At 66.8% G+C, this 26,845-nt stretch carries 24 protein-coding genes; 17 read left to right on the top strand and 7 right to left on the bottom strand.

Features of this window, described 5'->3' with window-relative positions; translation table 11 throughout:
* Positions 1-22: 22 nt before the first annotated feature.
* Entirely contained in the window at positions 23-1,519 is a 1,497-nt protein-coding gene (locus tag MG068_RS06715) for an aldehyde dehydrogenase (protein ID WP_132809732.1), read from the bottom strand.
* A 104-nt stretch (positions 1,520-1,623) separates the two neighbouring features.
* Between MG068_RS06715 and aptA the strand changes: the two genes are divergently transcribed.
* From aptA to MG068_RS06680, 7 genes are all read left to right on the top strand, one after another.
* On the top strand, positions 1,624-2,976 hold the full coding sequence (aptA, locus tag MG068_RS06710) for an omega-aminotransferase AptA (RefSeq protein ID WP_132809731.1): 1,353 nt from the start codon (positions 1,624-1,626) through the stop codon (positions 2,974-2,976).
* Positions 2,977-3,039: 63 nt separating this feature from the next.
* The gene (locus MG068_RS06705) at positions 3,040-3,918 is read left to right on the top strand and encodes a plasmid replication/partition related protein (protein WP_032127886.1); all 879 of its coding nucleotides are present in this window, start codon (positions 3,040-3,042) and stop codon (positions 3,916-3,918) included.
* A gap of 118 nt (positions 3,919-4,036) precedes the next feature.
* Positions 4,037-5,323: a DUF445 domain-containing protein gene (locus MG068_RS06700; RefSeq protein WP_132809730.1), complete on the top strand. Its 1,287-nt coding sequence runs from the start codon at positions 4,037-4,039 to the stop codon at positions 5,321-5,323.
* Between the two features lie 291 nt (positions 5,324-5,614).
* Positions 5,615-7,840, top strand: coding sequence for a TonB-dependent siderophore receptor (locus tag MG068_RS06695; RefSeq protein WP_132809729.1), 2,226 nt, complete (start codon positions 5,615-5,617; stop codon positions 7,838-7,840).
* A gap of 107 nt (positions 7,841-7,947) precedes the next feature.
* Complete coding sequence (locus MG068_RS06690; protein ID WP_075674886.1) at positions 7,948-8,262, top strand: DUF3649 domain-containing protein; 315 nt, start codon at positions 7,948-7,950, stop codon at positions 8,260-8,262.
* The gene (locus MG068_RS06685; RefSeq protein WP_132809728.1) at positions 8,259-9,893 is read left to right on the top strand and encodes a PepSY-associated TM helix domain-containing protein; all 1,635 of its coding nucleotides are present in this window, start codon (positions 8,259-8,261) and stop codon (positions 9,891-9,893) included. The genes MG068_RS06690 and MG068_RS06685 overlap by 4 nt, the downstream gene beginning before the upstream one ends.
* Positions 9,890-10,219 carry a DUF3325 domain-containing protein gene (locus tag MG068_RS06680; RefSeq protein ID WP_014036560.1) on the top strand — a complete coding sequence of 110 codons (330 nt, stop codon included), beginning with the start codon at positions 9,890-9,892 and terminating at the stop codon, positions 10,217-10,219. Before MG068_RS06685 ends, MG068_RS06680 begins: the two co-directional genes overlap by 4 nt.
* Before the next feature lie 187 nt (positions 10,220-10,406).
* On the opposite strand, the gene rlmKL is transcribed toward MG068_RS06680, so the two are convergent.
* The gene (rlmKL, locus tag MG068_RS06675; protein WP_132809727.1) at positions 10,407-12,545 is read right to left on the bottom strand and encodes a bifunctional 23S rRNA (guanine(2069)-N(7))-methyltransferase RlmK/23S rRNA (guanine(2445)-N(2))-methyltransferase RlmL; all 2,139 of its coding nucleotides are present in this window, start codon (positions 12,543-12,545) and stop codon (positions 10,407-10,409) included.
* A gap of 145 nt (positions 12,546-12,690) precedes the next feature.
* A complete protein-coding gene (locus MG068_RS06670) occupies positions 12,691-13,218 on the bottom strand; it encodes an alpha/beta hydrolase (protein WP_049399884.1) in 528 nt (175 codons plus the stop codon).
* A 72-nt stretch (positions 13,219-13,290) separates the two neighbouring features.
* Here MG068_RS06670 and MG068_RS06665 point away from each other — a divergent pair, with 72 nt between their 5' ends.
* Complete coding sequence (locus MG068_RS06665) at positions 13,291-13,857, top strand: N-acetylmuramoyl-L-alanine amidase (RefSeq protein ID WP_132809726.1); 567 nt, start codon at positions 13,291-13,293, stop codon at positions 13,855-13,857.
* A gap of 338 nt (positions 13,858-14,195) precedes the next feature.
* Here the strand turns inward: MG068_RS06665 and MG068_RS06660 are convergent, their stop codons facing one another.
* The 3 genes from MG068_RS06660 to MG068_RS06650 all read right to left on the bottom strand — a co-directional run bounded on the left by MG068_RS06660 (position 14,196) and on the right by MG068_RS06650 (position 16,736).
* Complete coding sequence (locus MG068_RS06660) at positions 14,196-15,098, bottom strand: sulfurtransferase (protein WP_132809725.1); 903 nt, start codon at positions 15,096-15,098, stop codon at positions 14,196-14,198.
* Positions 15,095-15,898: a CoA pyrophosphatase gene (locus tag MG068_RS06655; protein ID WP_032127895.1), complete on the bottom strand. Its 804-nt coding sequence runs from the start codon at positions 15,896-15,898 to the stop codon at positions 15,095-15,097. The genes MG068_RS06660 and MG068_RS06655 overlap by 4 nt, the downstream gene beginning before the upstream one ends.
* 136 nt (positions 15,899-16,034) lie before the next feature.
* Entirely contained in the window at positions 16,035-16,736 is a 702-nt protein-coding gene (locus tag MG068_RS06650) for an FKBP-type peptidyl-prolyl cis-trans isomerase (protein WP_032127896.1), read from the bottom strand.
* A 167-nt stretch (positions 16,737-16,903) separates the two neighbouring features.
* Between MG068_RS06650 and MG068_RS06645 the strand changes: the two genes are divergently transcribed.
* The 3 genes from MG068_RS06645 to nth are packed head-to-tail and all read left to right on the top strand — an operon-like array spanning position 16,904 to position 18,736.
* Positions 16,904-17,686 carry an enoyl-CoA hydratase/isomerase family protein gene (locus tag MG068_RS06645; protein WP_132809724.1) on the top strand — a complete coding sequence of 261 codons (783 nt, stop codon included), beginning with the start codon at positions 16,904-16,906 and terminating at the stop codon, positions 17,684-17,686.
* 4 nt (positions 17,687-17,690) lie between these two features.
* Entirely contained in the window at positions 17,691-18,044 is a 354-nt protein-coding gene (locus tag MG068_RS06640; RefSeq protein ID WP_049399879.1) for a hypothetical protein, read from the top strand.
* Positions 18,044-18,736 carry an endonuclease III gene (gene nth, locus MG068_RS06635; protein WP_049463598.1) on the top strand — a complete coding sequence of 231 codons (693 nt, stop codon included), beginning with the start codon at positions 18,044-18,046 and terminating at the stop codon, positions 18,734-18,736. The genes MG068_RS06640 and nth overlap by 1 nt, the downstream gene beginning before the upstream one ends.
* 81 nt (positions 18,737-18,817) lie before the next feature.
* Here the strand turns inward: nth and MG068_RS06630 are convergent, their stop codons facing one another.
* Positions 18,818-20,050 (bottom strand): porin, encoded by a 1,233-nt coding sequence (locus MG068_RS06630; RefSeq protein ID WP_032127900.1) that lies wholly within the window; start codon positions 20,048-20,050, stop codon positions 18,818-18,820.
* Between the two features lie 553 nt (positions 20,051-20,603).
* Between MG068_RS06630 and pstS (MG068_RS06625) the strand changes: the two genes are divergently transcribed.
* The 6 genes from pstS (MG068_RS06625) to phoU all read left to right on the top strand — a co-directional run bounded on the left by pstS (MG068_RS06625) (position 20,604) and on the right by phoU (position 26,791).
* The gene (pstS, locus tag MG068_RS06625; protein ID WP_004151437.1) at positions 20,604-21,620 is read left to right on the top strand and encodes a phosphate ABC transporter substrate-binding protein PstS; all 1,017 of its coding nucleotides are present in this window, start codon (positions 20,604-20,606) and stop codon (positions 21,618-21,620) included.
* A 513-nt stretch (positions 21,621-22,133) separates the two neighbouring features.
* Positions 22,134-23,222 carry a phosphate ABC transporter substrate-binding protein PstS gene (gene pstS, locus MG068_RS06620; RefSeq protein WP_132809723.1) on the top strand — a complete coding sequence of 363 codons (1,089 nt, stop codon included), beginning with the start codon at positions 22,134-22,136 and terminating at the stop codon, positions 23,220-23,222.
* Positions 23,223-23,304: 82 nt separating this feature from the next.
* Positions 23,305-24,273 (top strand): phosphate ABC transporter permease subunit PstC, encoded by a 969-nt coding sequence (pstC, locus tag MG068_RS06615; protein ID WP_005412771.1) that lies wholly within the window; start codon positions 23,305-23,307, stop codon positions 24,271-24,273.
* Complete coding sequence (gene pstA / locus MG068_RS06610; protein WP_032127902.1) at positions 24,273-25,136, top strand: phosphate ABC transporter permease PstA; 864 nt, start codon at positions 24,273-24,275, stop codon at positions 25,134-25,136. Before pstC ends, pstA begins: the two co-directional genes overlap by 1 nt.
* A gap of 19 nt (positions 25,137-25,155) precedes the next feature.
* Positions 25,156-25,986, top strand: a complete 831-nt coding sequence (pstB, locus tag MG068_RS06605; RefSeq protein WP_005408788.1) for a phosphate ABC transporter ATP-binding protein PstB — start codon at positions 25,156-25,158, stop codon at positions 25,984-25,986.
* A gap of 91 nt (positions 25,987-26,077) precedes the next feature.
* On the top strand, positions 26,078-26,791 hold the full coding sequence (gene phoU, locus MG068_RS06600; RefSeq protein WP_087944217.1) for a phosphate signaling complex protein PhoU: 714 nt from the start codon (positions 26,078-26,080) through the stop codon (positions 26,789-26,791).
* Positions 26,792-26,845: the final 54 nt, after the last annotated feature.

Genomic DNA, 26,845 nt, shown 5'->3' with positions numbered 1-26,845 from the left:
CAGTGGTCAAGCAGCCGCGTCGTTACAACTGGATCCAGGTGGCCTTGATTTCGCTGTACTTGTCGAAGGCGTGCAGCGATTTGTCCCGGCCGTTGCCGGACTGCTTGTAACCACCAAACGGTGCGGTCATGTCGCCGCCATCCCAGCCGTTCACCCATACGCTGCCGGCGCGCAGCTGGCGCGCAACCCGATGCGCGCGGCCCAGATCGCGTGTCCAGAGACCGGCGGCCAGTCCGTATCGGCTGTCGTTGGCCAGGCGCACCGCTTCGGCCTCGTCGTCGAAACCGAGCACCGCCAGCACCGGCCCGAACACTTCCTCGCGTGCCAAGGCCTGCTCCGGGCGCACCTGGTCGAACACCGTCGGCTGCACATAGCTGCCACCCGCCTCCACCTCGGCACGATGGCCACCCAGCAACAGGCGGGCACCCTCGACTTCGGCGCGTGCGATGTCGTCCATCACCTTGTCCAGATGCGCGGCGTCCACCAGCGCGCCCATCGGCGCGTCGGCGTCCAGCGGATGCTGCGGCTGCATGTGCTGGCCATAAGCAACCACCTGGTGCACGAAATCCTCACGGATCGAGCGCTGCACCAGCAAGCGCGACCCGGCGGTACAGACTTCGCCCTGGTTGAAGAAGATGCCCTGCGCCACGGCCTTGGCCGCCGCGTCCAGATCGGGAGCGTCGGCGAACACCACGTGCGGGCTCTTGCCGCCGCATTCCAGCCAGACCCGCTTGAGGTTGGATCGCCCGGAATACTCCAGCAGCTTCGCGCCGGTGGCAGTGGAACCGGTGAACGCCAACACATCCACGTCCATGTGCAGGGCCAGCGGTTCGCCAACGCGCGCGCCATGGCCCGGCAGCACGTTCAGCACGCCCTCCGGCAGGCCCGCCTCGGCGGCCAGCGCCCCCAGCCGCAGCGCACTCAGCGGCGACCGCTCCGAAGGCTTGAGCACCACCGAGTTGCCCATCGCCAGCGCCGGCGCGATCTTCCAACAGGCCATCAGCAACGGGAAATTCCACGGCACGATGGCCGCCACCACGCCCGCGGCTTCGCGGGTGACCAGTCCGAGTTCGTGCGGGCCAGTCGGCGCGATCTCGCCGTACAGCTTGTCCACCGCTTCGGCGGTCCAGCTCAGGCACCGCACCACGCCGGGCAGGTCGATACGGCGTGCGTCACGCACCGGCTTGCCCATGTCCAGGGTTTCCAGCAGCGCCAGCTCATCGGCGTGCTTCTCCACCAGCGCGGCCAGCGCCAGCAACACGCGCTTGCGATGCGCCGGGCTCGCCTGCGACCAGTGGCCCGCCTCGAAGCTGCGCCGCGCGGCCAGCACCGCGCGCTCGACATCCTGCGCGTCACAGTCGGCAACCGCGCCCAGCACGCGACCGTCGATTGGGCTGATGCAGTCGAAGCGGACGCCGCTGGCGGCATCGACATAGCGGCCGTCGATGAAGGCCTGGCCCGGCATCGACAGCTGGAGGGCCAGCGCCTGCCAATGGCTGCGGTCGGGGAAATCGGCCATGGGAAGCTCCAACATTCAACGAGCCCTGGTTATACCGGGGCCGCCGCGACTCCGCCGTGACGCGGCTGCGCTACATTCGTCGCATCGGACCCGATGGAGCTGGCATGAAGCGTCCCGAAAGCGACCTGCACGACCTGGCCACCCAGCGTCCCGAGTCACTGGACGCGTACTGGATGCCGTTCACCGCCAACCGCCAGTACAAGGCCGCCCCGCGCATGCTGGTACGCGCCGAAGGCATGCACTACGAGGACGTCGACGGCCGCCAGATCCTCGACGGCACCGCCGGCCTGTGGTGCTGCAACGCCGGCCACGCCCGCCCGCGCATCGTCGAGGCCATCGTCGAGCAGGCACGCACGCTCGACTATTCGCCGGCCTTCCAGATGGGCTCGCCGCCGGCCTTCGCACTGGCGCAGCGGCTGGCCGCACTGGCGCCTGCCCCGCTCAACCATGTGTTCTTCACCAGCTCCGGCTCCGAGGCGGTGGATACCGCGATGAAGATCGCGCTGGCCTATCACCGCCAGCGTGGCGAGGGCCAGCGCACCCGCTTCATCAGCCGCGAGAAGGCTTACCACGGGGTCGGTTTCGGCGGCATGGCGCTGGGTGGGCTGCCCAACAACCGCAGGGCGTTCGGCCTGCAGTTGGGCGGCGTGGACTACCTGCGGCATACCCTGGACCTGCCGCGCAATGCGTTCAGCAAGGGCCTGCCACGCCAGGGCGCGGAGCTGGCCGACGACCTGGAACGGCTGATCGCGCTGCACGATGCCTCGACCATCGCGGCGGTGTTCGTCGAGCCCATTGCCGGTTCGGCCGGGGTGATCCTGCCCGCGCCCGGCTACCTGCAGCGCCTGCGCGAGCTGTGCGACCACCACGGCATCCTGCTGGTGTTCGACGAGGTCATCACCGGTTTCGGCCGGGTCGGCATGCCCTTCGCCGCGCAGCGCTTCGGGGTCACCCCGGACCTGCTGACCTTCGCCAAGGCGGTCAGCAACGGCGCGGTACCGCTGGGTGGCGTGCTGGCCAGCGACGCCGTGCACGCAACCCTGATGCAGGCACCGCCGCAGGCCATCGAGCTGTTCCATGGCTATACCCATTCCGGCCATCCGCTGGCCTGCGCCGCAGCGCTGGCCACGCTGGAGGTCTATGCCGAGGAGCGCCTGTTCGAGCGTGCCATCGAGCTGGGCGAATACTGGCAGGAACGGCTGCATGCGCTGCAGGGCCTGCCCAACGTGATCGACATCCGCAACTTCGGGCTGGTCGGCGCGGTCGAGCTGACACCGCGCCGCGATGCCCCCGGCAGCCGCGGCTACGAAGTGTTCCGGCGCTGCTTCCAGGACGGCCGGCTGCTGGTGCGCTGTACCGGCGACATCATCGCGCTGTCGCCACCACTGATCGTGGACAAGGCGCAGATCGACCAGATCACCAGCACCCTGGGCGAGATGATCCGGGCCACCGCCTGAGCCCGGGCCGGCGGTGGCGAGCGGGTACAATGGGCGGTTCCGCTCCTGCTCGCTGCCGTGCCCATGGATATCGTCGTCAAAGAAGAACTCAAGGCCTACATCGACCCGCTGACCGCGGACGAACATGACGCGCTGGAGCGCAGCATCCTGGCCGAAGGCTGCCGCGATGCGCTGGTGCTGTGGGGTGATGTGCTGGTCGATGGCCACAACCGTTTCGGCATCTGCCAGAAGCATGGCCTGCCCTTCAACACCGTGCAGAACACCCGCTTCCAGAGCATGGAAGACGTGCACCTGTGGATGATCGAGCAGCACCTGGGCCGCCGCAGCGTGTCCGACTTCCAGCGCGGCGTGCTGGCGCTGCGCAAGCGCGACATCCTGGCCGCCCGCAAGCAGATCGAGCAGGCGCAGCTGCAGCGAGAGAGCGACGGCACCGCCGAAGCCATCGAGGACGCGGGTGAGGACAGCCCGCCGTGGGAACCGGCACCGAAGATCAGCCGCGCCGAGCTGGCCCGCGAGGCCAAGCTGAGCACCAGCCAGGTCGGCATGATCGAACGCATCCACGCCCAGGCCGCGGCCGAGGTGGTGGAAGCGGTGAAGGCCGGCGTGATCTCGATCAGCGCTGCTGCTGCCGTGGCCGACCTGCCGGAAGACGAGCAGCGCGCCGCTGCCGCCGGTGGCAAGGATGAGCTGAAGCAGGCCGCCAAGCGCGTGCGCGAGTCCAAGCGCAAGCCGCGCGCACCGAAGCCGGAAGCAGCCGAGATGGACTTCGAGGAAGCGGACGAAGAGCAGATCGCCAGCCGCGACGCCGAGGTGCTGTCGGCACTGGAGCAGCTGGGCGAGGATGCCCCGGCGCTGCGCCGCCGCGTGGTCGCGCTGACCCGCGAGAACGACACCCTGCGCGCGCAGCTGGCTGCGTTGCGCAAGCAGCTCGAAGCGCTCTGAACCAACGGGTAGTGCCGGCCGCTGGCCGGCAACCCCATGAACGTTCCGGGTGCGTTGCGGATGCCGGCCAGCGGCCGGCACTACCAGATGCTCATGCCGTGCCGGTTAGACTTCCGGCATGACGTCTGCCAACGATCCGCGCCGCGCACAGCTGCGGCGCCTGAAAGCCCTCGCGCTGGGACTGCTGCTGTTGATGCTGGCCGGTTTCGCGATCAGCCACTGGCAAGGCGAGCGCGGCATCTGGGCGTGGGTTTCGGCCTTCTGCGAAGCAGCGGCCGTGGGCGCACTGGCCGACTGGTTCGCGGTCGTCGCGCTGTTCCGGCGGCCGATGGGCCTGCCGATCCCGCATACGGCAATCATCCCACGCAGCAAGGAACGCATCGGCGACAGCCTGGCCCTGTTCGTGCGCGACCAGTTCCTTGAACCACAGGTTCTCTTGGCAAAGCTGCAGGTATTCGACCCGGCCAGCCGTCTCGGCAGTTGGCTGGCCGACCCTGCACGTTCGCGGATGCTGGCCGACATGGCCCGCGGCTGGGCCCTGCAGGCACTGGACTTCTTCGACGAAACCGCGGTGCGTCGGCAGCTGCACGCCTTCGTGGTGCAGCAGCTGCGGCAGTGGAATGCCGCCGCCACCGCCGGTGAGCTGCTGGCCCTGCTGACCGCCGATGGGCGCCACCAGCGCGTGCTGGACGAGGGCCTGCAGCGCTTGGGGCGCTGGCTGGAGCAGCCGGAAGTTAAGGAGCGCGCCTCGCAGCTGATCGTGCGTTACATCCAGCGCGAGTGGCCGACGCTGTCGAGCACGGTGAACTGGGTCAAGCCGATCGACGAGATCGGCGACAGCCTGGCCGAGCGACTGGCGCGGGCGGTGCTGGAAGAACTGCAGCAGGTGCTGGCCGAGCCGCAGCATCCGCTGCGCCAGGACTACGAGAGCTGGCTGCAGAACTACGTGCAGCGCCTGCGCGAGGACCCGGCCCTGGCCGAGCGCATCGAACAGCTCAAACAGGAAATGATCGACCACCCTGCCCTGCAGGAGTACGTGCAGGGGCTGTGGGCGCGCATCCATGCCAGCCTGCGTGCCGACCTGCAGCGTGAGGATTCGGCGCTGGTCGGCCACCTGCAGCGCAGCCTCGCGTCACTGGGCAGCAGCCTGCAGGCCGACCCGGCCCTGCGCGACGCGCTGAACCAGCATCTTCTGGAGGGCGCCCAGCGCCTCACCGGCCGCCTGCGCGAAGGCGTGACCACGCATATCGCGCAGACCGTGAAGAGCTGGGACGAACGGCATCTGGTCGAACAGCTGGAACTGAGCGTGGGCCGCGACCTGCAGTTCATCCGCTTCAACGGCACCCTGGTGGGCGGCCTGATCGGCCTGCTGCTGCACGCCGCGACGGTGGTGTTCAGGTTCTAGGACCCCATCCGGCAGTCGATCCACGCCCTGCGTGGAGACGGAATTCGTCACGCTTGATTAACGAAATGCGAATGCCTATCATTTGCCGATCGGTTGTACGCTTAGCCAAGCGGGGCACGGAAGCACGCACCCACCCGCCCCTTCGCCCGTGTACATCCCCCGACTACCGGGTCGCCCGCACTACACGGGTGGCACACCGTCGATGGGACTCGCTGGGCGACGTGCGCGGAGCGCACGGCTGCTGCGTCTGCGCATTCCATCGCCTGTTTCGTCCTGCATGGAATCGCACCGATGGCAATGCCGCTGAACCACCCTCGTCCCACTCTGCTGGCCCTGGCCGTGACCGCACTGATGATCGCCCCGCTGGCCCACGCCGACGGCACTGCCGATCCTTCCGCGCGCACGCTGGATACGGTCCAGGTCACCGCTGACGGCGATATCGTCGACAGCTATACGGTCAAGCGTGCCAGCACGGCCACCAAGCTCGGCCTGTCGCTGCGCCAGACACCGCAGTCGATGACCGTGGTCACCCGCCAGCGCCTGGATGACATGGGCTTGTTCTCGCTGTCCGATGTGATGGGCCAGGTCACCGGCGTGGCGGTATCGGTTACCGACAGCGAGCGCATCAACTACGTCTCGCGCGGCTACAACATCACCAATTTCCAGGTCGATGGGATGCTCAACACCTTCGGTGGGTACATCAAGACCAACACCGACAGCGTGATCTATGACCGCATCGAAGTGGTGCGCGGCGCAACCGGCCTGACCACCGGTGCCGGCGATCCCTCGGGCACCATCAACTTCGTGCGCAAGCGTCCTACCGACAGCTTCCAGATGAGCGCCAACCTGACCCTCGGGCGTTGGGGCAACCAGCGCCTGGAGGCCGACCTCGGTGGCCCGGTTGCGCTCGACGGCCGCATCCGCGCGCGCGTGGTGGCGGCCAAACAACAGAGTGACTCGTTCCGCGATGTCTACAAACTGGACAAGGACGTGTTCTACGGCATCGTCCAGGCCGACATCACCGACACGACCCTGCTCGAGGCCGGCTACGAATACCAGTCGCCGCGCACCACGGGCGTGACCTGGGGCGTGGTGCCGTACTGGGGGTCCGATGGCCAGCCCGCCAACCTGCCGCGCTCGACCAACCTGTCCGCCCGCTGGAGCAGTTGGCCGATCATCGAAAAGAGCGCATTCGCACGCCTTGAGCAGCAGTTGGGCAACGGCTGGACCGCCAAGGCCGCCTATACCCGCTCCAAGCGCGAAACCGACGGTGCGGTGTGGTACGGGGCCTCCGGCTACCCGAATGCCGATGGCAGCGGCATCAGCGCCTTCGTCGGCAGCTTCGGCGAGAACGGCGATATGCAGGTGTTCGACTTCAACGTTGGCGGTCCGTTCCGGCTGTTCGGCCGGGAACACGAGCTGGTGCTCGGTTTCGGCCAATCGGTGCGCAAGGGTGAAGTGCCTGCCACCGACACTGCTGCCTACCCGGACAGCTACACGCGTGTACCGGATTGGCATCGCTGGAACGGCGACGTCGCGCCGCTGCAGGTCACCCGCCTGGGCTATCTGGCTTCTGAAGACGAACTGCGCCAGCGCGCGGCCTATCTGGCGACGCGCCTGCAGCTGGCCGATCCGTTGACCGCGGTGCTCGGCGCGCGCTACGGCAGCTGGGAAACGCGCACCTGGAACTACACCCACGACGCCGCCGGTCGCCTGACCGATACGCGTCGTGGCGGCTACAAGCCGGACGACTCGCTCACTCCGTATGCCGGCTTCATCTACGACTTCAACCGCTACTTCAGCGGCTACGTCAGCTACACCGATATCTTCCAGCCGCAGAACTACCGTGACCGGGACAACAACTACCTCGAACCGGTGGTCGGTGACATGTGGGAGGCCGGCGTCAAGGCCGAGTTCTTCGACGGTCTGCTGAATGCTTCCGCGGCCGTGTTCAAGGGCCAGAAGGACAACGTTGCCGAGCTCGATGACTCGGTGCCGGAAAACTCGCTGCCGGGTGGGGTCAGTGCCTACCGCTCCACCGGCAAGGGCAACAAGGTCAAGGGCTGGGAGATCGAAGCACAAGGCAGCCTTGGTGAGAACTGGAACCTGGCGGCCGGCTTCACCCACACCGTCAGCCGCAGTGCGCAGGGCGTGCGCCAGAACACCGTTGTCCCGGTCGATCTGTTCCGCCTCAACGCCAGCTGGCGACCGGGCGGTGCTGAAGGCCGCTTCTGGCTGGGTGGTGGCGCCACCTGGCAGAGCGGAATCTGGAGCCTGAGCAACAAGCCGCGTGCGGATTTCCTGACCAGCGGCAAGCGCGACCGCGTGGCAATCGAACAGGGCGACATCTACCTGCTCAACCTGTCGGCGGGCTATCGCTTCAACGAGAACTTCACCGCGCAGGTAAACGTGAACAACCTGCTGGACAAGAAGTATTACAACCGCGTCGGTTTCTATGACGGCGTGTTCTGGGGCGAACCGCGCAATGTGACGATGACACTGCGCTGGAAGCTCTGACCCTCGATGGATGGCACCGGTTCTGCGACCGGTGCCCGGCCACGGATGGCCAACCCCGGCGCGCTGCGGTGCGCCGGTTCCTTTTCACTGAAACCTGCAGGAACGCCGTGGACCGCTCGCCCGCAACCGCCAGCCCCCGCACCTTCTTCTCCAATCCGCGCTGGGGCGTGCTGTCACGCTCGCTGGCCGCGATCTTCGGCGGCTACGCGCTGGCCTCGGTGACCAGCGTGTTCTGCGCGGTTGCGCTGCCCGGCGCACGCGGCCAGACCGTGCTGACCGGCATGCTGCTGGCCATCCTGGTGGCCGCCTGCGCAGCGTTATGGGCGTTCGCGACCCGCAGCGCGCTGCGCGCGTGGGTCGGCATCCTCGCGCCCGCGCTGCTGATGGCCGCCATTGCGCGCCTGCTGGGGGCCTGGGCATGAAGAACGGATTCCGCCAGTCGATGGCCTGGCTGCACACCTGGACCGGCCTGCTGGTCGGCTGGTTGCTGCTGCTGATCTTCATGGCCGGCACGGCCAGCTACTACCGCGAAGAGATCAGCCGCTGGATGCGACCGGAACTGCCGTCCAGCCAGGTCAGCATCGATGTCGCCGCGCAGCGTGCGGTGGACTACCTGCAGGCCAACGCCACGCAGGCCGAGAACTGGTTCGTCACCCTGCCGCAGCCGCGCAACCCGGCGATGCAGATGTTCTGGCGGCTGCCACCGGAGCTGGCCGATCCCAGTCGTGGCCGCCGCGGTGGTTTTGGTGATGCCACGCTGGACCCGAACACCGGCCAGGCACTGAAAGCGCGCGAAACCCGGGGCGGTGACTTCTTCTACCGCCTGCATTTCGACCTGCACTACATCCCGGTGCTGTGGGCGCGCTATCTGGTCGGCTTCTGTGCGATGTTCATGCTGGTGGCAATCATCACCGGCGTCATCACCCACAAGAAAATCTTCAAGGACTTCTTCACCTTCCGCAAGGACAAGGGCCTGCGTTCCTGGCTCGATTTCCACAACGTCAGCGCGGTGATGGCCCTGCCCTACCACGCGATGATCACCTACACCGGCATCGTCACCCTGATGATCATGTACCTGCCGTGGGGGGTGAAAGTCGCCTACCCGCAGGACGAGGACAAGTTCTTCAGCGAAGCCTTCGGCGGCATGCCGGAGGTGACCGCGCCAGCCGAAGGCCGCGCCACGCCGCTGCCGATCGCGCAGCTGCTGGACAGCGCACGTGCGCATTGGCACGGCGTGGAAGTGGCCGGCTTCACCGTGTCCAACCCGGGTGCGGCCAATGCCGTGATCGACATCCGCCAACGCGACGGCAAGCGCCTGTCCACCGACACCCCGGCGCTGCGCTACGACATGGTCAACGGCACCTTGCTGGAGGAAACGCCCCCTTCCGGCGGTGCCACCGCCACCCGTGGCGTGCTGTACGGCCTGCACCTGGCGCGCTTCGCCGACTGGGGCCTGCGCGCGCTGTTCTTCCTGTCCGGCCTGGTCGGCTGCCTGATGGTGGCCAGCGGCGTGGTGCTGTGGGCGGTGAAGGAACGGCCCAAGCACGCCAAGAGCGGCCGCATCAGCTTCGGCCTGCGCCTGGTCGATGCACTGAACATCGGCACTGTGGCCGGCCTGCCGATCGCCTTCGCCGCCTACTTCTGGGGCAACCGCCTGCTGCCGCTGGACATCGCCGAACGCTCCAGCGCCGAGGCCAATGTGTTCTTCTACGCGTGGGGCGGTGCGCTGCTGGCCGCCTTCATCTGGCCGAAGCGGATGATGTGGGCCTGGCAGCTGTATCTGGGCGCGGCCGCATTCGCGCTGGTGCCGGTGGTCAACGCGCTGACCACGCACGCCCACCTTGGCGTCACCCTGCGCAACGGTGACTGGGTACTGGCCGGCGTCGATCTGTCGATGATCGCGTTCGGTGCGATGCTGGCGATGTGCGGCTGGCGCATGCAGCGTTGGACGCCACCGCTGTCTGCAGCCGAGAAGAAGAAGCGTGCCGCCGCGGCGGCACCCAAGGCCGCGGTGGACGCTGCGGAAACCGCCGAAGCGGAGGCCAGCGCATGATGCTGCTGGCATTGACCCTGTCGTTCTCTGCGTTCACCGCGTTGTCGCTGGCGATGGAAAAGCACCAGCACGACCTGCACGGCAAGGCTGCCGCCTCGCCGGCACGGCGCACGCAGTGGCGGATGCTGGGCTGGGCCCTGCTGACGGTGGCGTTCGCGCTGTGCGTGGTCGACCATGGCTGGGCGATGGGCCCGGTGCTGTGGCTGGGCACGATGACACTGGGCGGTGTGGCGTTGTCGTTCGGGCTGTACCCGTACCGGCCGAAGTGGATCGCCGCGCTGGCGATCACGCTGCCGGTGATGGGGCTGCTGGTGGCGGTGCTGTAACCGCCATCCACGCATGGCGTGGATCTACTGAACAACCATCCACGCATGGCGTGGATCTACTGAACAACCCTCCACGCATGGCATGGATCTACCGGCCAGATAGGGGTAGTGCCGGCCGCTGGCCGGCATCCCATGAACCCTCTGCGGATCTGACACCGTTGCCGGCCAGCGGCCGGCACTACCGGACTTACCCCAAACGCTTCAATTCCCACGCGCGGTGGATGCGCGCGTTGCGTTCGAAGTCCGGGCCGATGGTGCGCGCGGTGATCTCGCGGCACTGGGCGAATTCGGCGATGGCGTTCTCTTCCAGCTTGAAGCGGCGGAAGTTGTTGGAGAAATACAGCACGCCGCCCGGCGCCAGACGCGCCACCGCCGCGCGCAGCAGCTTCAGCTGCTCACGCTGTACGTCGAAGTCATCCGCGCGCGCGGAGTTGGAGAACGTCGGCGGATCGCAGAAGATCACGTCGTACTGGCCACGGTCGCCTTCCAGCCACGCCATCGCATCGGCCTGCACCAGCAGGTGCTGGTTGCCGCCCTGCCCGTTCAACGCCAGGTTGTCGTAGCACCACTGCAGGTAGGTCGCCGACAGGTCGACGCTGGTGGTGCTGGCCGCACCGGCCACCGCCGCCTGCACACTGGCCACGCCGGTGTAGCAGAACAGGTTGAGGAAGCGCTTGCCACGCACCTGCTCGGCCATCATCCGGCGCAGCGGGCGGTGGTCGAGGAACAGGCCGGTGTCCAGGTAGTCGAACAGATTCACCTGCAGCAGCGCGTTGTTCTCGCGCACCACGATGAACTCGTCACGCTGCTCGAAACGGCCGTACTTGCTGCCGCCCTTGCCGCGCTCGCGCGACTTCATCGACACCTGTTCCGGCGGCACGCCGAATACTTCGCGCGCGGCCGCCAGCAGCTCGTTGCGGCGGCGGCGCACGTCGTTCTCCGGAATCGCCGCCGGTGCCGCGTATTCCTGCACATGCAGGAAGGTGCGGCGCTTGCCACCGTCTTCCTCGTAGACATCGATGGCCGCCGCGTACTCCGGCAGATCGGCATCGTAGGCGCGGAAGCAGGTGATGTCCTCGCGGACACGCCAGCTCTTGAACTTCTTCAGGTTCTTGCGCAGGCGGTTGGCCACCATCTGCGCACCTTCGCTCAGCTCGCGCGGCTGCGCCGGGTCACGGCCCGGCACGGCGATCGGGTCGCAGACGATCAGCGCGCATTCCAGCGCACCGTTGAACATCTGGTACTTCTTGCCCGCACGCAGGCCGGTGGCAAAGGCCAGTTCGTCGTTGCCGCACAGCAGGCTGGCGCGCCACTGCGGCACCGCCTTCTGCAGGGCATTGCCCAGTGCGCGGTACAGCGCCGGGTCGGCGGCCAGGCGTTCGTCATACGGCGGGTTGCAGACCACCGCACCGATCTCCTGCTCCGGTGCGGCCAGGTCGGCCACATCGGCGCGGGTGAAGCGGATCGCGTGGGCTACACCGGCCACCTCGGCATTCTCGCGTGCCGCCTGGATCGCGGTCGGGTCGATGTCGCTGCCGTGGATGACCGGCTTCAGCGCAGCCAGGCCAGCCGCTTCGCGGTCACGCGCCTCGCTCTGGATGCTCTTCCAGGCGGCCTTGTCGAAGCCCAGCCAGCGGCTCGGCGGCAGGCTGCCGTGGCGCATCAGGCCGGGCGCGACGTCGGCGGCCATCAGCGCGCCTTCGATCAGCAGCGTGCCGCTGCCGCACATCGGGTCCAGCAGGCCGCCACCGGCGGCGTGCAGCCGCGGCCACTGCGCGCGCAGCAGCAGCGCGGCGGCCAGATTTTCCTTCAGCGGTGCCTCGTGAGCGGCGCCGCGCCAGCCACGGCGATGCAACGGGCCGCCGCCGAGGTCGATCGACAGCGAGGCACGGCCTTTGCGCAGTGACAGGTTGACGCGCACATCCGGCAGGTCGGTGTTGACCGACGGGCGCTCCAGACCTTCATCACGCATGCGGTCGACGATGGCGTCCTTGATCCGCTGCGCGGCAAAGCGGGCATGGGTGATCTTGTCGCCGGACACGTGCGCGTCCACCGCCAGGGTCATCTCCGGCTTGATGTGCTCGTGCCACGGCAGCGCACGCACGCCGTCATACAGGGCCTGCTCGTCCGGGCAGTCGAACTCGTCGATCGGCCACAGCACGCGGCTGGCCAGGCGCGACCACATCACGATCCGCAGCGCCTGCTCCAGTTCGCCCTCGGCGTTGACGCCGGCAATGGTGGCAGTGGCCTTGCCAAGGCCCAGGGCCGACAGTTCATCGGCAAGCAGGTATTCCAGGCCCTTGGCGCAGGAGACGAAGAATTTCACAGGATCGGTTCGCAGGTGGTCGGGCGCGGCACAGGGGCCGGGCCAGTCGGAAAGGAGGGCCGTAGGCACGGCCGGCAGGCCCGCGCCGGGGGCGGCGGGGCTGCCATTGTAGTCAATGCGGGCGGGCGCGCCGTGCGCCCGGGCTTCACAGTTGCCGCAGCAGGCGCTCGAAGGCCTGCGCGGAGGCCTCCACGTGGTGCTCCAGGCGGTGGCCGTCGTCGACCAGCAGCAGCTGCGCCGAACGCGCCTGCGCCCAGGCAATCACCCCGGCGGCCGGGACCACGTCGTCATGCCAGGCCTGGACCACGGTGGTCGGCACGGCGGCGGCGTCCAGCGCCGGCATCGGGCCCATGGTGGTCGGCGGCACCATCAGGAACAGGCCGGCCACCGGCACCTGCAGCGAGGCGATGGCAGAGATGTAGGCACCCAGGCTGGAGCCGGCCAGCACCACCGGGCCCTGCTGGGCAGCGATGGCGGTGCGTTCGACCAGGCGGCGCAGGCGGGTCGGCACATCGCCCACCCGGCTGACCTCGCTCATCGCGTCCAGGTCGGTGTAGTCCGGGCGCTCATGGGTCCAGCCCAGTCGCTGCGCCACGTCGGCCAGCGCGGTGACCTTGGTCGCTTCCGGGCCACTCTCGAAACCGTGGGACAGGATGCAGTGGCCGCGGCTCATGCGCGCGCTCCATGGGAGCGGGCCGATGAGGAAAGGGAAGGCAGGTTCATGCCGCAATGCTAGCATCGCCGGATGCCCAACCCGCTCCTGCCCGGCCTGCAGCTGCAGCCGCTGCCCTACCAAGACCGTCTGCCACTGCGCGACCCGGCCACGCTGGAGATGGTGGTGATCCACTGCACCGAGCTGCCCGACCTGGCGATGGCCCGCGAGTACGGTGAGCGTGTGCTGTACGACAGCGGTGCCGGCAACAGCGGCCACTTCTACATCGACCGCGATGGCAGCGTGGTGCAGTACGTGGCGCCGGAACGCGTGGCCCACCACGTGCGCGGCATGAACGCGCATACGCTGGGCATCGAGCTGGTCAACACCGGGCGCTACCCGCACTGGTTCGACAGCCGCCAGCAGGCGATGGACGAGCCCTACACCGAGGCACAGCTGCAGGCGCTGGAGCAGCTGCTGCAGGCGCTGGTGGTGCGCTATCCGTCGCTGCGGCGGATTGCCGGGCACGACCAGCTGGACCTGGAGCAGGTGCCGGCCAGCGATGACCCGGCGCTGATGGTGGCGCGCAAGCGTGATCCGGGGCCGTTGTTCCCGTGGGCGCGGGTGCTGGCGAAGGTGCCGTTGCAGCCGGTTGGGTAAGGGTTTGCAGGGCTGCGCCCTGCACCCGCAGAAGCAGAAGCCAGAACAACAGCAAAAGCAGAAGCTGACTTCCTGAGGGGAGGGGAGGCGGGGTGGGTCCGGTTGCGGGGGACGCTGCAAGTACGTCCATGTAAGCTCGGTCGCCGCATCCATGCGGCTCACGCCCCCGCAACCGGACCCACCCCGCCTTCGACAGATTCCTGCTGCTGTTGGTGGGTGCCGACCGTTGGTCGGCACGGGGTCGGATCCCGTTGCTACGCAACGGGCTCTGACCCCGATTTACGCTCGATGGGGTCAGAGCCGTTTTCCGCTGGAGAACGGATCCGACCCCGCGTGGCTCAGGCGCCGGTGGCGACCGGGCGGCTGCTGTCGCTGACCCAGCCGCTCCAGGAATCGGCGTAGATGCGTGCGCCGGACAGACCGGCCGCTTCCATCGCCAGCAACAGGTGGCAGGCGGTCACGCCGGAGCCGCACATCAGCACCACCTGCTGCGGATCACGGTTGCCGATCACGCCCTGCAGTTCGGCGCGCAGTTCCTGTGCATCACGCAGGCGGCCGTCGGCGACGTTCAACGCAAACGGACGGTTGACCGCGCCGGGCACGTGGCCGGCGACCGGGTCCAGCGGCTCCACTTCGCCGCGGAAGCGCTCACCCGCGCGTGCATCGACCAGCCAACCGGGTGCATGCTTCAAGCGTGCAGTGATTTCATCGGCATTGGCGATCTGGGTGGTGTCGAAACGGCCCGGGTAAACCGGCAGCGCGGTCACCTCATCCTGCCCCGTCGCCAAGGGATGCCCTGCGCCCTGCCATGCGGCGATGCCACCATCAAGCACGGCCACCTTGCTGTGCCCGATCAGGCGCAGCAGCCACCACAGGCGCGAGGCGGCCATGCTGCCATCGCTGCCGTCGTAGACCACCACCTGGGTGTCGGGACCGATGCCCCACTGGCCGAGCTTCGCGGCGAAGGCATCGCTGTCCGGCAGCGGGTGACGGCCGTGGCCGCTGCGGGTCAGATCCGACAGGTCCCGATTGAGGTCGGCATACACCGCGCCCGGAACATGCCCCGCCAGATACTGGCCGTTACCCGCCTGCGGATCGGACAGCGAGGAACGTGCATCGACCACGCGTACGGCGGTACTGGCAGTAGCACGTGCGTCGACCACGCGAACGCCCTCGCCCAATGCAGCGGCCAGGGTGGCGACATCGACCAGGGTGGTCCACGGCGGATCGATCGGCTTCATTGCACTTGCTCCAGGCGGCGACGCAGGTTGTAGAGGATGGCGGCGGTGGCGCCCCAGATGCGCTGGCCGGGCCAGCCATATTCGAGGACGTGGCGGACGCGGCCGCGATGATTGATTTCGACCTGGTGCAGGTTGTCGGCTGCCATCAGGTAATCGAGCGGCACTTCAAACACTTCGGCCACTTCACTGGGCTGTGGCACCGGCACGAAATCCGGATCGACCACGGCCACCACCGGCGTGACCCGGTAGCCGGTGATCGTCACGAAGGGATCGAGATAGCCCAGCGCCTGCACCTGGCCGGGCGCCAATGCGATTTCCTCCTGGCTCTCGCGCAGTGCAGCGGCCAACGCATCGCGGTCATCGGGTTCGGTGCGGCCACCGGGGAAACCGACCTGGCCACCATGGGTACGCAGGGTTTCGGTGCGACGGGTGAGAATGACCTGTGCGCCGTTGGCGCGCGGCACGATGCCGGCCAGTACGGCGGCTTCCACCGGGGGCCCGGGCGGAAGCAGATCGATCAGTTCACTGCGGTTCCAGCCGTCGCCGGCCGGCGGCTCGGCCAGTGGATGCAGCGCGCGCATCAGGCGCTCGTGATCAGCCAGCGAGCCGCGCAGTGATTGCTGCAGCTGTTCACGCAGAGGTTGCACGCGATGCAGGATGCGGCTGCGTTCCTCGTTGCTCATCGACGACCACCGCGCGATCTCATCGATATGCCGCCCGCAGCCGGTGCATTGCCGGTGCGGATCCAGCGTGCACACTCCGATGCAGGGACTTGCGACAACACGCGCCGTTTTTTCCATTGTTTGCACCCGGCAACAGTAGCGCGATCGGGCTGAATTTGCGCGGGGTCAATATGCAGTGCACGGCAGCGTCGCGCTCCGCGCAAACAAAAACGCGCCGGTGGGATCACCGGCGCGTTTCGTTTACCGCTTCGATTTACTTGACGCTGACCAGCTTGATCTCGAACTGCACAGCCACGTTCGGCGGGAACGGGGTGCGCGGGTCGGCACCGTAGGCCTGGTCCGGCGGCAGGGTGACTTCCCACTTCGAGCCAGCCGGCATCTGCAGCAGGGTCTCGCGCATGGCCTTCATTTCGACTTCGCTGACCTTGATCGACGGAATCTGCTGGGCCGGGCGGGCTTCGGTCGGGCGCTGGCCGTACGGGAACGGACCGGCCACTTCCAGCTGCACGGTGCTGGCCTGGGTCGGCTTGGCGCCCTTGCCGGCTTCGATCACGCGGTACTGGACGCCGCTCGGCAGGGACTGCACGCCGGCCTTGGCCTTGTTCGCCGCGATGAACTGATCGCTCTTGGTCTTGTTTTCGGCAGCAGCCTTTTCGTACTCGGCCTTGGCAGCCTGGGCACGGCCCTGCTCGCGCTTCTGGAACGCTTCAACGGCCGGCTTCAGCTGGTCGGCGGTGATCGCCGGCTGCTTCTTGGCGTAGGCGTCCTGCAGACCTTTCACCACCGAGTTGATGTCCAGCTGCTCACCACGACCGGTCAGCTCCGCCAGGTTGTTGCCGTAGTCGTAACCGAAGTAGTAGCTCAGCTTGCCCTTTTCGGACGAGACGTCCTGGGCGAAGGCATTGCCCGTCAGGGCCAGGGCCGCGACGGCGACCGCGATAGAACGCAACTTCATCAAACAGTTCTCCAGGGGTGGTAACTCAGGGACGTTCTGCGCCGCCCTGAGGCGACGGGTTAGGATAACGGGCACAACGTGTAACCGCTACTCACGATGCAGGCTAAGACCCGTCTGCGTTGGCGGAGTTCAATCTCACTTTTTTTTAACGTTTCAGGAGTTTCCCCGTGGCCGATGCCCTGATCGCTGTCGCCGACGACGGCGCCATCCGCACCGTGACCGTCCAGCGCCCGGACAAGCTCAACGCCTTGAATGCCGCGACCCTGCAGGCGCTGACCGAGGCGTTCAGCGCCGCCGCAGCCGACCCGGACGTGCGCGTGGTGGTGCTGACCGGTGCCGGTCCGAAGGCTTTCGTGGCCGGGGCCGACATCGCCGAGATGAACACACTCAGTGCGGTTCAGGGACGTGATTTCTCCCTGCTCGGCCAGGCCCTGATGCGCCAGATCGAGCGTATGCCCAAGCCGGTGATCGCACGCGTGAACGGCTTCGCCCTGGGCGGCGGGCTGGAGCTGGCCATGGCCTGCCACCTGCGCATCGCTGCCGATACGGCCAAGGTCGGGCAGCCGGAGATCAATCTCGGCCTGATTCCCGGCTTCGGCGGCAGTCAACGCCTGCTGCGCCTGTGCGGCCGCGCCGCCACCCTGGAGCTGTGCCTGCTGGGTGCACCGATCAACGCCGCGCGTGCACTGGAACTGGGCATCGTCAACGAGGTGGTGCCCGCCAATGCGCTGGACAACCGTGTACAGGACATCGCGCGCCAGCTGGCACGCTCGGCCCCGCTGGCCCTGCGTGGCCTGCTCGACGCGGTACACGTGGGTGGCGAATGCAGCCTGGAGGCTGGGCTGGAGTACGAAAGCGCGCAGTTCGGCCTGCTGTTCGCCACCGAAGACATGCGCGAAGGCACCAGCGCCTTCCTGCAGCGCCGCCCGCCGGCCTTCCAGAACCGCTGACGCCATGGCATCCCGACCCAACCCCGCGCAGCTGTTCGCCCGGGTCCAGGCAGACGATCTCGATGGCGCCCTGCAGGCCGGTCTCATGGACTACGTTGCCCGTGCCGGCGACGAACAGCTGCTGCCCGGCCACCCGGACCTTCCACGACGCCTGCAGCAGGCCCAGCAGCAGCTGCACGCGGCCTGGGCCGCACGCGAACGCTACCGTGCCCGCGCCGTGCGCCTGGCGCGCCGCGAGGCCGAACGCGATGCGCGACGCACGCCAGCCCCGGCGCCAGACGTGAAGCCCGCCCTGCCCCCGGCCGCCGCCGCGATTCTCGCCCGGGCCAAGGCCCGCGCCACCGGCAAGGAGCAGTAATGGCCGCTGCGAAGAAGACCCCGCGCGCGCCGGCGCGACGCGGTGGCAGCATGCCGCGCGCCGACGTGGTGGAGATGTTCACCCGCCTGCGCGAACTCAATCCGCACCCGAAGACCGAACTGGAGTACAGCTCGCCGTTCGAACTGCTGGTGGCGGTCGCGCTGTCGGCGCAGGCCACCGACGTGGGCGTCAACAAGGCCACGCGCCGCCTGTTCCCGGTGGCCAATACCCCGGCAAAGATCCTCGCGCTTGGCGAGGACGGGCTGAAGCAGTACATCGCCACCATCGGTCTGTTCAACGCCAAGGCGAAGAACGTGATCGCCACCTGCGCGATCCTGCTGGAGAAGCACGGCGGTGAAGTGCCGCGCGATCGCGATGAACTGGAAGCGCTGCCGGGCGTGGGCCGCAAGACCGCCAACGTGGTGCTCAACACTGCGTTCGGTGAGCCGGTGATGGCGGTGGACACGCATATCTTCCGCGTCTCCAACCGTACCGGCCTGGCCCCGGGCAAGAACGTGCGCGAAGTGGAAGACAAACTGGTGAAGGTGATTCCGGCCGAGTTCCTGCTCGACGCGCATCACTGGCTGATCCTGCACGGACGTTATGTGTGCAAGGCGCGCAAGCCGGATTGCCCGGGCTGCGTGATCGCCGACCTGTGCCGGTTCAAGGAAAAGACCACGGCCGAGGCGTGAACGCGTTCGTGGTGTGACAAAACAAGGACGGCGGGCACAGGGCCCGCCGTCCTTGCTTGTAGACAAGAGTGCTTCAGGACATCAGAACGACAGGTCGCCCCAGACGCCGAACTCCTTGGTCTTGTCGTTCTTCTTGTCGCTGGCGTTGGCCAGGTGCGTGTACTTGTACACGGTCGACAGCTTGAGGTTCTTCATGACCGGGAACTCGACGCCGACGTTCCAGTACTTGTCGCTCAGGGTCGGGTCCAGCGTCTTGCTGACGTCGGTGTCATCGTAACGACCGAACACGTTGATGCCGCCGTCGGTGACGCGCACGCTGCCCCACACCGACCAGCCGCTGGTCTTGTCGGTGGCAACGGTCATCACGTTGTTGAGGTTCTTGGCCTGGAAGTACTCGCCACCGACGCGGAAGTCGCTGCTGGCGTAGGCCACCATCGCATTGGCGCGGGTGTAGGTGTTCTCGGCGCTCTGGATGTCGGTTTCCTTGCCCAGCTTGCCACTGTAGCCACCGACGGCAACCACGAAGTTCTCGTTCGGGGTATAGGCCGCGCGGCCTTCCACGTCCATGCCCTTGCTGCGGGTCGGGTTCTTGTAACCGGCGCCGGACACGACCGAGACCGCGTAGTTGAAGTTGTTGCCCAGGTTGCCGAAGCCATGCAGGCCCCAGTCGGACGAGTTGCCGTACTTCAGGCGGTCGGTCAGGGTGTTCTCGACATAACGCATGCCGTAGAACTTCTCGACGTACGGAATCCACGGCATGTCGGCGGCACCGACGCGCAGGTTGAAGGCCGGGTCGAAGCTGCCCTGCACGTAGGCCTTCTTGACGAACAGTTCGGTGTTGCCGATGGCCGAGCTGTACTGGAAGTCGGTGGTCAGGTTCGCCGACCAGATGTCGTTGAACTTGTGGTCGACGGTCAGGTAGAAGCGCTTGACGTCCAGACCGGTGCCGCTGGCGGCGGTGTCCTTGCCGTTGCTGGTCTTGTCGATGTTGGTCAGGTCGAAGAACATGCGACCGCCGATCTTGTTGTCATTGACCAGCTTGGCGAGCTTGTCGACGCTGGTCTGGGTCTTCTGCGCACCTTCCAGGGCCTGTGCCTGGGTGATGTTCACTTCGGACTGCGCATCGGACTGCGCCTGCAGCGCCTGCGAATCGTTCTGCAACTGCTGGACCTGGGCCTGCAGCGCAGCGATCTGTGCCTGCAGCTGCTGCAGCTGTGCCTGGGATACGCCCGTGCTGGCGGGGGCTGCGAAGGCGTCGGCGGAAACCAGACCGAGGCTTGCAACGACCGCGGCGGCGAGCAAATGGGAACGCATTTTGGATTTCTCCAGAGGGTTGGAATGGCTTGGGCAGAACGCCACGCCGGCAGGCCGGTCAAGCGTTTTGCGAACATTCCGTTAAAACCATGACAGCCGAATGACAACCTGAGCACCAACCACAGATTTCTTCGTGCGGTCATGCGTACGACTCATTTGCGGGCACATGCTTGTCGATCCCTTGCGGCATATGGCGTCATGTATCAGCGTCTCGGCCTGGACCGACCGCCGCGACGCTCTCACCTGCATCGATGGTTTCGTGTGGATGACGCAGCATCACTGCGGAATGCCAGGCCGGGATGGCATTGACGACCACACTGGGCAGGCCATCAGCGACATATAGAACGTGATCGCAACCGGGCCACGTCCGTCTCCGGTGCATTGGTCAACACGTTGCCCGCAGCACTCAGAACCTTCACGCCCCTGGCTGTGCGGGCGCCGGGCAGCGCTGTAACGGTTGCGTCATACAACGGTCCCTGCACTGTCATCGAACCGTTATGGAATGTGCGCCGGGCGGGTAACCCCGCATCCCAATCAACCCAGGAGCCACCCCGTGATCCACGCCTTCAAGTCGCGCGTTGCCGTTGCCGTCTTCGCAGCGTCGTCCGTGTTCGCCGCCAACGCCGCTGAAATCACCGGCGCGGGCGCCTCGTTCATCTACCCGGTCATGTCGAAGTGGTCGGCCGACTACAACGCCGCCACCAGCAACAAGGTCAACTACCAGTCGATCGGCTCCGGCGGTGGTATCGCCCAGATCAAGGCCAAGACCGTTGATTTCGGCTCATCCGACGCCCCGCTGAAGCCGGAAGAACTGGCCGCTGCGGGCCTGGCGCAGTTCCCGTCGGTGATCGGCGGCGTGGTGCCGGTGGTGAACGTGGCCGGCATCGCCCCGGGCGCGCTGAAGCTGGACGGCACCGTGCTGGCCAACATCTTCCTGGGCAAGATCAAGACCTGGAACGACCCGGCCATCGCCGCACTGAACCCGGGCGTGACCCTGCCGAGCGCCAAGATCACCGTCGTGCACCGTTCGGATGGCTCAGGCACCACCTTCAACTTCGTCAACTACCTGTCCAAGGTCAGCCCGGAGTGGAAGAGCTCGGTCGGTGAAGGCACCTCGGTCCAGTGGCCGGCCGGCATCGGTGGCAAGGGCAACGAAGGCGTTGCTGCCTACGTGAAGCAGATCAAGGGCGGCATCGGCTACGTCGAACTGTCCTACGCGCTGCAGAACAAGCTGTCGTACACCGCGATGAAGAATGCCGCCGGCCGCTTCGTGCAGCCGAGCGACGCGTCGTTCGCTGCCGCCGCTGCCAGCGCCGACTGGGCCAGCGCCAAGGACTTCTACCTGGTGATGACCAACGCCCCGGGCGCCGAGTCCTGGCCGATCACCGCCACCAACTTCATCCTGGTGCACAAGAAGCCGAAGAATGCTGCCAACGGCAAGGCCACCCAGGAGTTCTTCCGCTGGGTCTACAAGAGCGGCGACGCCCAGGCCCGCCAGCTGGACTACGTGCCGCTGCCGGACAGCCTGGTCCGCCAGATCGAGACCTACTGGTCGCAGAACCTGAAGTAAGCAAGCGCGTTCCCCCGCAGGAACGGGATCGGCGGGTCCTCTCTCCCCCGCCGATCCCACCCCGGGCGCGAGATCCTCGAGATCTCGCGCTCTTCTTGTTTTTGGAGGTTGGTCGTGAAGAGCGTTTGCGCCTTCGCTGATCCGTGGGTGAGTCGGTGGGCCAGGGCGTGCAGGACACGCCGTAAACCCTTCCTTGGGGGCTCGGCCACGGCATCCATGCCGTGGACGGTCCTGCACGCCCTGGTCCACCGCCTCTCGACAGTTCATCGGGGGCGCGGTGGGGTCATGAAAGGCAGGAGCAAAGGCAAGAGCATTTGTAGAGCCCCGGCCGTCATATCGGTGCGCAGATCCGGGGTCTCCGGGGAGCTTCCGAATGGAGGCCAACCCCGTGAAACCCTTGTCAGAACGTGATCCAGGACACCTCTGTCATGGTCGTAATACGGCTGTAACAAAAACATCATTTCATAGCCGCATCCGCCGACGACGTCGGCTCTTCCCCGCTATGGAGTGACCATGAAACTGCACTCGGCCGGCCTTGCCGCCCTTTCCCTGGCCATCGCCCTGGGCCTGTCGGCCTGCGGTGGCGACAAGCAGGCCGCGCAGCAGCCGGCTGCCGACGGTGCCGCCGCCCCGGCCGCTGCCGGTGCCAAGGTGACCGCCGAAGTGTCCGGCGCGGGCGCGTCCTTCATCTTCCCGCTGGTCTCCAAGTGGTCGGCTGACTACAACGCCAGCACCGGTGCCAAGATCAACTACCAGTCGATCGGCTCCGGTGGCGGTATCGCCCAGATCAAGGCCGGCACCGTCGACTTCGGCTCCTCCGACAAGCCGCTGAGCAGCGAAGAGCTGGCCCAGGCCGGCCTGGCCCAGTTCCCGTCCGCCATCGGCGGCGTGGTGCCGGTGGTCAACATCGAAGGCCTGGAAACCGGCAAGCTGCGCCTGAGCGGCGCCCTGCTGGCGGACATCTTCCTGGGCAAGGTCAAGACCTGGAACGACCCGGCCATCGTCGCCGCCAACCCGGGCGTGAAGCTGCCGGACGGCAAGATCACCCTGGTCCACCGTTCGGACGGCTCGGGCACCACCTTCAACTTCTCCAACTACCTGTCCAAGGTCAGCCCGGAATGGAAGAGCAAGGTCGGCGAAGGCACCTCGGTGCAGTGGCCGGACGGCGTCGGTGGCAAGGGCAATGAAGGCGTCGCTTCCTACGTGAAGCAGATCAAGGGCTCGATCGGCTACGTCGAACTGGCCTACGCGCTGCAGAACGGCATGCCGTACACCGCCATGCAGAATGCGGCCGGGAACTGGGTCGAGCCGAGCGCGGAAACCTTCGCCGCCGCGGCCGCCAGCGCCGACTGGGCCAGCGCCAAGGACTTCAACCTGGTCATCACCAACGCTCCGGGCGAGCAGGCGTGGCCGATCACCGCCACCAACTTCATGCTGATGCAGAAGCGGCCGAAGGACGCCAAGCGCAACCAGGACACCCTGGCCTTCTTCAAGTGGGCCTTCGAGAACGGCCAGGCCCAGGCCAACGAGCTGCACTACGTGCCGCTGCCGGCCGAACTGGTCAAGCAGATCGAGGCCTACTGGGCGACCGACCTGAAGTGATGGACACGACGGTGCCCGCCCCGCGCGGGCACCGCCTCTTCCACGCCGTGCCGCCCCGCCCCTTCCTGGCCCTGCCGTCCCCATGAATGCCATCGCCCAGCCTGTAGCCGCCCCGTCCACGCGTGATGCGCGTGATGCCCGCAACGACAAACTGTTCCGATGGGTGCTGGTCGGCACCGTCATCTTCGTCCTGATCGCCCTGGCCTGCGCCGCGCTGTCGATGCTGTGGGGCGGCCGCCATGCCCTGCAGATGCAGGGCCTGAGCTTCTTCTTCTCCGCCGACTGGAATCCGGTCGAAAACAAGTTCGGCGCTCTCGCTCCGATCTACGGCACCCTGGTCACCGCCGTCATCGCGATGGTCATCGCCGTGCCGGTCAGCTTCGGTATCGCCTTCTTCCTCACCGAAGTCGCGCCGCGCTGGCTGCGTGGCCCGGTCGGTACCGCCATCGAACTGCTGGCCGGCATTCCCTCGATCATCTACGGCATGTGGGGCCTGTTCGTGCTGGTGCCGGTGATGACCGAGTACGTCACCCCGTTCCTCAACGAGACCCTGGGCGAATGGCCGATCATCGGCCCGATGTTCCAGGGCCCGCCGCTGGGCATCGGCATGCTCACCGCCGGTTTCGTGCTGGCCATCATGGTCATTCCGTTCATCTCCTCGGTGATGCGCGAAGTGTTCCTGACCGTACCCACCCGCCTGAAGGAGTCGGCGTACGCGCTGGGCTCCACCAAGTGGGAAGTGAGCTGGGACATCGTGCTGCCCTACACCCGCTCGGCGGTGATCGGTGGCATCTTCCTCGGCCTCGGTCGCGCCCTGGGCGAGACCATGGCCGTGGCCTTCGTGATCGGCAACAGCGTGCGCCTGTCGCCGTCGCTGCTGGAACCGGGCACCACCATCGCCGCGCTGATCGCCAACGATTTCGGCGAAGCCACTGAAACCTACCGCTCGGCCCTGCTGCTGCTCGGCTTCGTCCTCTTCATCGTCACCTTCGTGGTGCTGGCCATCGCCCGCCTGATGCTGATGCGCCTGTCCCGCAAGGAGGGCAACTGATGTCCACCACCGCTGATTCGCTGTACCTGCGCCGTCGCATCGGCAACGTCGTTGCGATCACCGCCTCCTGTGCCACCGCCCTGTTCGGCCTGTTCTTCCTCGGCTGGATCCTGTTCACCCTGGCCTCCAAGGGCCTGGCCGGCATCAACTGGGATCTGTTCACCAAGATGACGCCGCCGCCGATGCAGGAAGGCGGTCTCGCCAACGCCTTCTTCGGCAGTGCGGTGATGTGCGCGCTGGCGATCGGCATCGGCACCCCGCTGGGCGTGCTGGCCGGCACCTGGCTGGCCGAGTACGGCAACGCCCGCAAGGCCGGCACCGTGGTCCGCTTCGTCAACGACATCCTGCTGTCGGCCCCATCCATCGTGCTTGGCCTGTTCGTCTACACGCTGTACGTGATGCAGACCGGCGGCAACTTCTCGGCGTTCGCCGGTGCACTGTCGCTGGCCTTCATCGTGCTGCCGGTGGTGGTGCGCACCACCGACGAAATGCTGCGCCTGGTGCCCTCGCAGATGCGTGAGGCAGCCCTGTCGCTGGGTATCCCGCAGTGGAAGGTGATCGTGCAGGTGCTGTACCGCAGTGCGTCGGCCGGCATCATCACCGGCATCCTGCTGGCGCTGGCCCGCATCTCCGGCGAGACCGCACCGCTGCTGTTCACTGCCTTCGGCAACCAGTACTGGAACAACAACATCTTCCAGCCGATGGCCTCGGTGCCGGTGGTGATGAACCAGTTCGCCGGCAGCCCGTATGAATCCTGGCAGGTGCTGGCCTGGGCCGGTGCCCTGGTGCTCACCGTCTTCGTGTTGCTGGTCAGCCTTGCCGCCCGCGGCATCCTGCTGCGCAACCGTATCTCCCATGACTGACCTTTCCGTGGATAACGCCATGAACGACCTTTCCAACGCCGTGCCGATGCAGCGCATCGCCGTGCCGTCCTCGCACGAGAGCCTGCACACGCCGTCGCCGGTGAAGCTGGCTGCGCGTGGACTGGACTTCTACTACGACAAGTTCCATGCCCTGAAGGGCATCAACCTGGAGATCCCGGAAAAGCGCGTGACCGCGCTGATCGGTCCCTCCGGCTGCGGCAAGTCGACCCTGCTGCGCATCTTCAACCGCATCTACGCGCTGTACCCGAAGCTGGAGGCGCGTGGTGAAGTGCTGCTGGACGGCGAGAACATCCTGTCGCCGAAGTACCCGATGAACCGCCTGCGCAGCAAGGTCGGCATGGTGTTCCAGAAGCCGGTGCCGTTCCCGATGACCATCTTCGAGAACGTGGCCTACGGCATCCGCCACCACGAGAAGCTGAGCAAGGCCGACATGGCCGACCGCGTCGAGCAGGCGCTGCGCCAGGGCGCACTGTGGGACGAAGTGAAGGACAAGCTGGGGCAGAGCGCACTGGGCCTGTCCGGTGGCCAGCAGCAGCGCCTGTGCATCGCCCGTGCCGTGGCCCTGCGCCCGTCGGTGCTGCTACTGGACGAGCCGACCTCGGCGCTGGATCCGATCTCGACCAGCCGCATCGAGCAGCTGGTGGAAGAGCTCAAGCACGAGTACACCATCGTCATCGTCACCCACAACATGCAGCAGGCCGCGCGCGTGTCCGACTACACCGCCTTCATGTACCTGGGCGACCTGATCGAGCACGACCGCACCGAAGTGATCTTCTCGCAGCCGTCGCAGCGGCAGACCGAGGATTACATCACCGGTCGCTTCGGCTGAAACGTCAGTCGAGTTACAGCTAACGTCAGTCGAGCGTGGCTCGACTCTACGGATAACGTCAGTCGAGCATGGCTCGACTCTACAGAGTGGAATGAACATGAATCTTCCCAACGACCACATCGTCAAGAGCTACGACGAAGAACAGCAGCGGCTGGTGGCCGAAATCGTGCGCATGGGCGAGATGGCCGTCGCTCAGCTCGAAGCGGCGATGGACGTGATCGAGAAGCGCGACGAGAACGCCGCCCATCGCATCATCGCCAACGACGAAGCGATCGATGCGCTGGAGCAGCAGATCAGCCATGACGTGATGCGCCTGGCGCTGCGTGGCCCGATGGCACGCGACCTGCGCGAGATCCTGGCCGGCCTGCGCATCCCGGCCGACATCGAGCGCATCGGCGACTACGCGGCCAACGTTGCCAAGCGTTCGATCGCGCTGGGCAAAGTGCCGCCGCTGCCACAGATCCAGGGCCTGCGGGCGCTCGGCCGCCTGGCCGCGCAGCAGGTGCGCCGCGCCATTGCCGCCTACCGCGACAACGACGCCGATGCCGCGCTGGAACTGCGCGAGGATGACGCCCGCCTGGACGCGCAGTACACCGCGCTGTTCCGCGAGCTGCTGACCTACATGATGGAAGACCCGCGCAACATCACCCCGTGCACCCATCTGTTGTTCATGGCCAAGAACCTGGAGCGCGTGGGCGACCACGCCACCAACATCGCCGAGAACGTGTGGTTCCTGGTGCACGGTGAGCAGCCGCTGCCGCCGCGTGAAAAGCGCGACGAGACCTCCAGCACCGGCCAGCCCTGACGCTGCACTGCAACACCGGAGTCGACTCCACGGTGGCCGCTGTCCTGGTGACAG

Origin of the sequence: Stenotrophomonas sp. ASS1 (assembly GCF_004346925.1) — a bacterium.
GTDB classification, from domain to species: Bacteria; Pseudomonadota; Gammaproteobacteria; order Xanthomonadales; family Xanthomonadaceae; genus Stenotrophomonas; species Stenotrophomonas maltophilia_A.
The sequence above is the reverse complement of the archived record's forward strand: the minus strand, read 5'-3'. Positions and strand labels throughout refer to the sequence as shown.

Bases quoted from the DNA above. Each gene is read 5' to 3' on its own strand.
- MG068_RS06715 (WP_132809732.1), bottom strand. From the start codon at position 1,519: ATGGCCGATTTCCCCGACCGCAGCCATTGGCAGGCGCTGGCCCTCCAG.
- aptA (WP_132809731.1), top strand. From the start codon at position 1,624: ATGAAGCGTCCCGAAAGCGACCTGCACGACCTGGCCACCCAGCGTCCC.
- MG068_RS06705 (WP_032127886.1), top strand. From the start codon at position 3,040: ATGGATATCGTCGTCAAAGAAGAACTCAAGGCCTACATCGACCCGCTG.
- MG068_RS06700 (WP_132809730.1), top strand. From the start codon at position 4,037: ATGACGTCTGCCAACGATCCGCGCCGCGCACAGCTGCGGCGCCTGAAA.
- MG068_RS06695 (WP_132809729.1), top strand. From the start codon at position 5,615: ATGGCAATGCCGCTGAACCACCCTCGTCCCACTCTGCTGGCCCTGGCC.
- MG068_RS06685 (WP_132809728.1), top strand. From the start codon at position 8,259: ATGAAGAACGGATTCCGCCAGTCGATGGCCTGGCTGCACACCTGGACC.
- MG068_RS06680 (WP_014036560.1), top strand. From the start codon at position 9,890: ATGATGCTGCTGGCATTGACCCTGTCGTTCTCTGCGTTCACCGCGTTG.
- MG068_RS06670 (WP_049399884.1), bottom strand. From the start codon at position 13,218: ATGAGCCGCGGCCACTGCATCCTGTCCCACGGTTTCGAGAGTGGCCCG.
- MG068_RS06665 (WP_132809726.1), top strand. From the start codon at position 13,291: ATGCCCAACCCGCTCCTGCCCGGCCTGCAGCTGCAGCCGCTGCCCTAC.
- MG068_RS06660 (WP_132809725.1), bottom strand. From the start codon at position 15,098: ATGAAGCCGATCGATCCGCCGTGGACCACCCTGGTCGATGTCGCCACC.
- MG068_RS06655 (WP_032127895.1), bottom strand. From the start codon at position 15,898: ATGGAAAAAACGGCGCGTGTTGTCGCAAGTCCCTGCATCGGAGTGTGC.
- MG068_RS06650 (WP_032127896.1), bottom strand. From the start codon at position 16,736: ATGAAGTTGCGTTCTATCGCGGTCGCCGTCGCGGCCCTGGCCCTGACG.
- MG068_RS06640 (WP_049399879.1), top strand. From the start codon at position 17,691: ATGGCATCCCGACCCAACCCCGCGCAGCTGTTCGCCCGGGTCCAGGCA.
- nth (WP_049463598.1), top strand. From the start codon at position 18,044: ATGGCCGCTGCGAAGAAGACCCCGCGCGCGCCGGCGCGACGCGGTGGC.
- MG068_RS06630 (WP_032127900.1), bottom strand. From the start codon at position 20,050: ATGCGTTCCCATTTGCTCGCCGCCGCGGTCGTTGCAAGCCTCGGTCTG.
- pstS (WP_132809723.1), top strand. From the start codon at position 22,134: ATGAAACTGCACTCGGCCGGCCTTGCCGCCCTTTCCCTGGCCATCGCC.
- pstC (WP_005412771.1), top strand. From the start codon at position 23,305: ATGAATGCCATCGCCCAGCCTGTAGCCGCCCCGTCCACGCGTGATGCG.
- pstA (WP_032127902.1), top strand. From the start codon at position 24,273: ATGTCCACCACCGCTGATTCGCTGTACCTGCGCCGTCGCATCGGCAAC.
- pstB (WP_005408788.1), top strand. From the start codon at position 25,156: ATGAACGACCTTTCCAACGCCGTGCCGATGCAGCGCATCGCCGTGCCG.
- phoU (WP_087944217.1), top strand. From the start codon at position 26,078: ATGAACATGAATCTTCCCAACGACCACATCGTCAAGAGCTACGACGAA.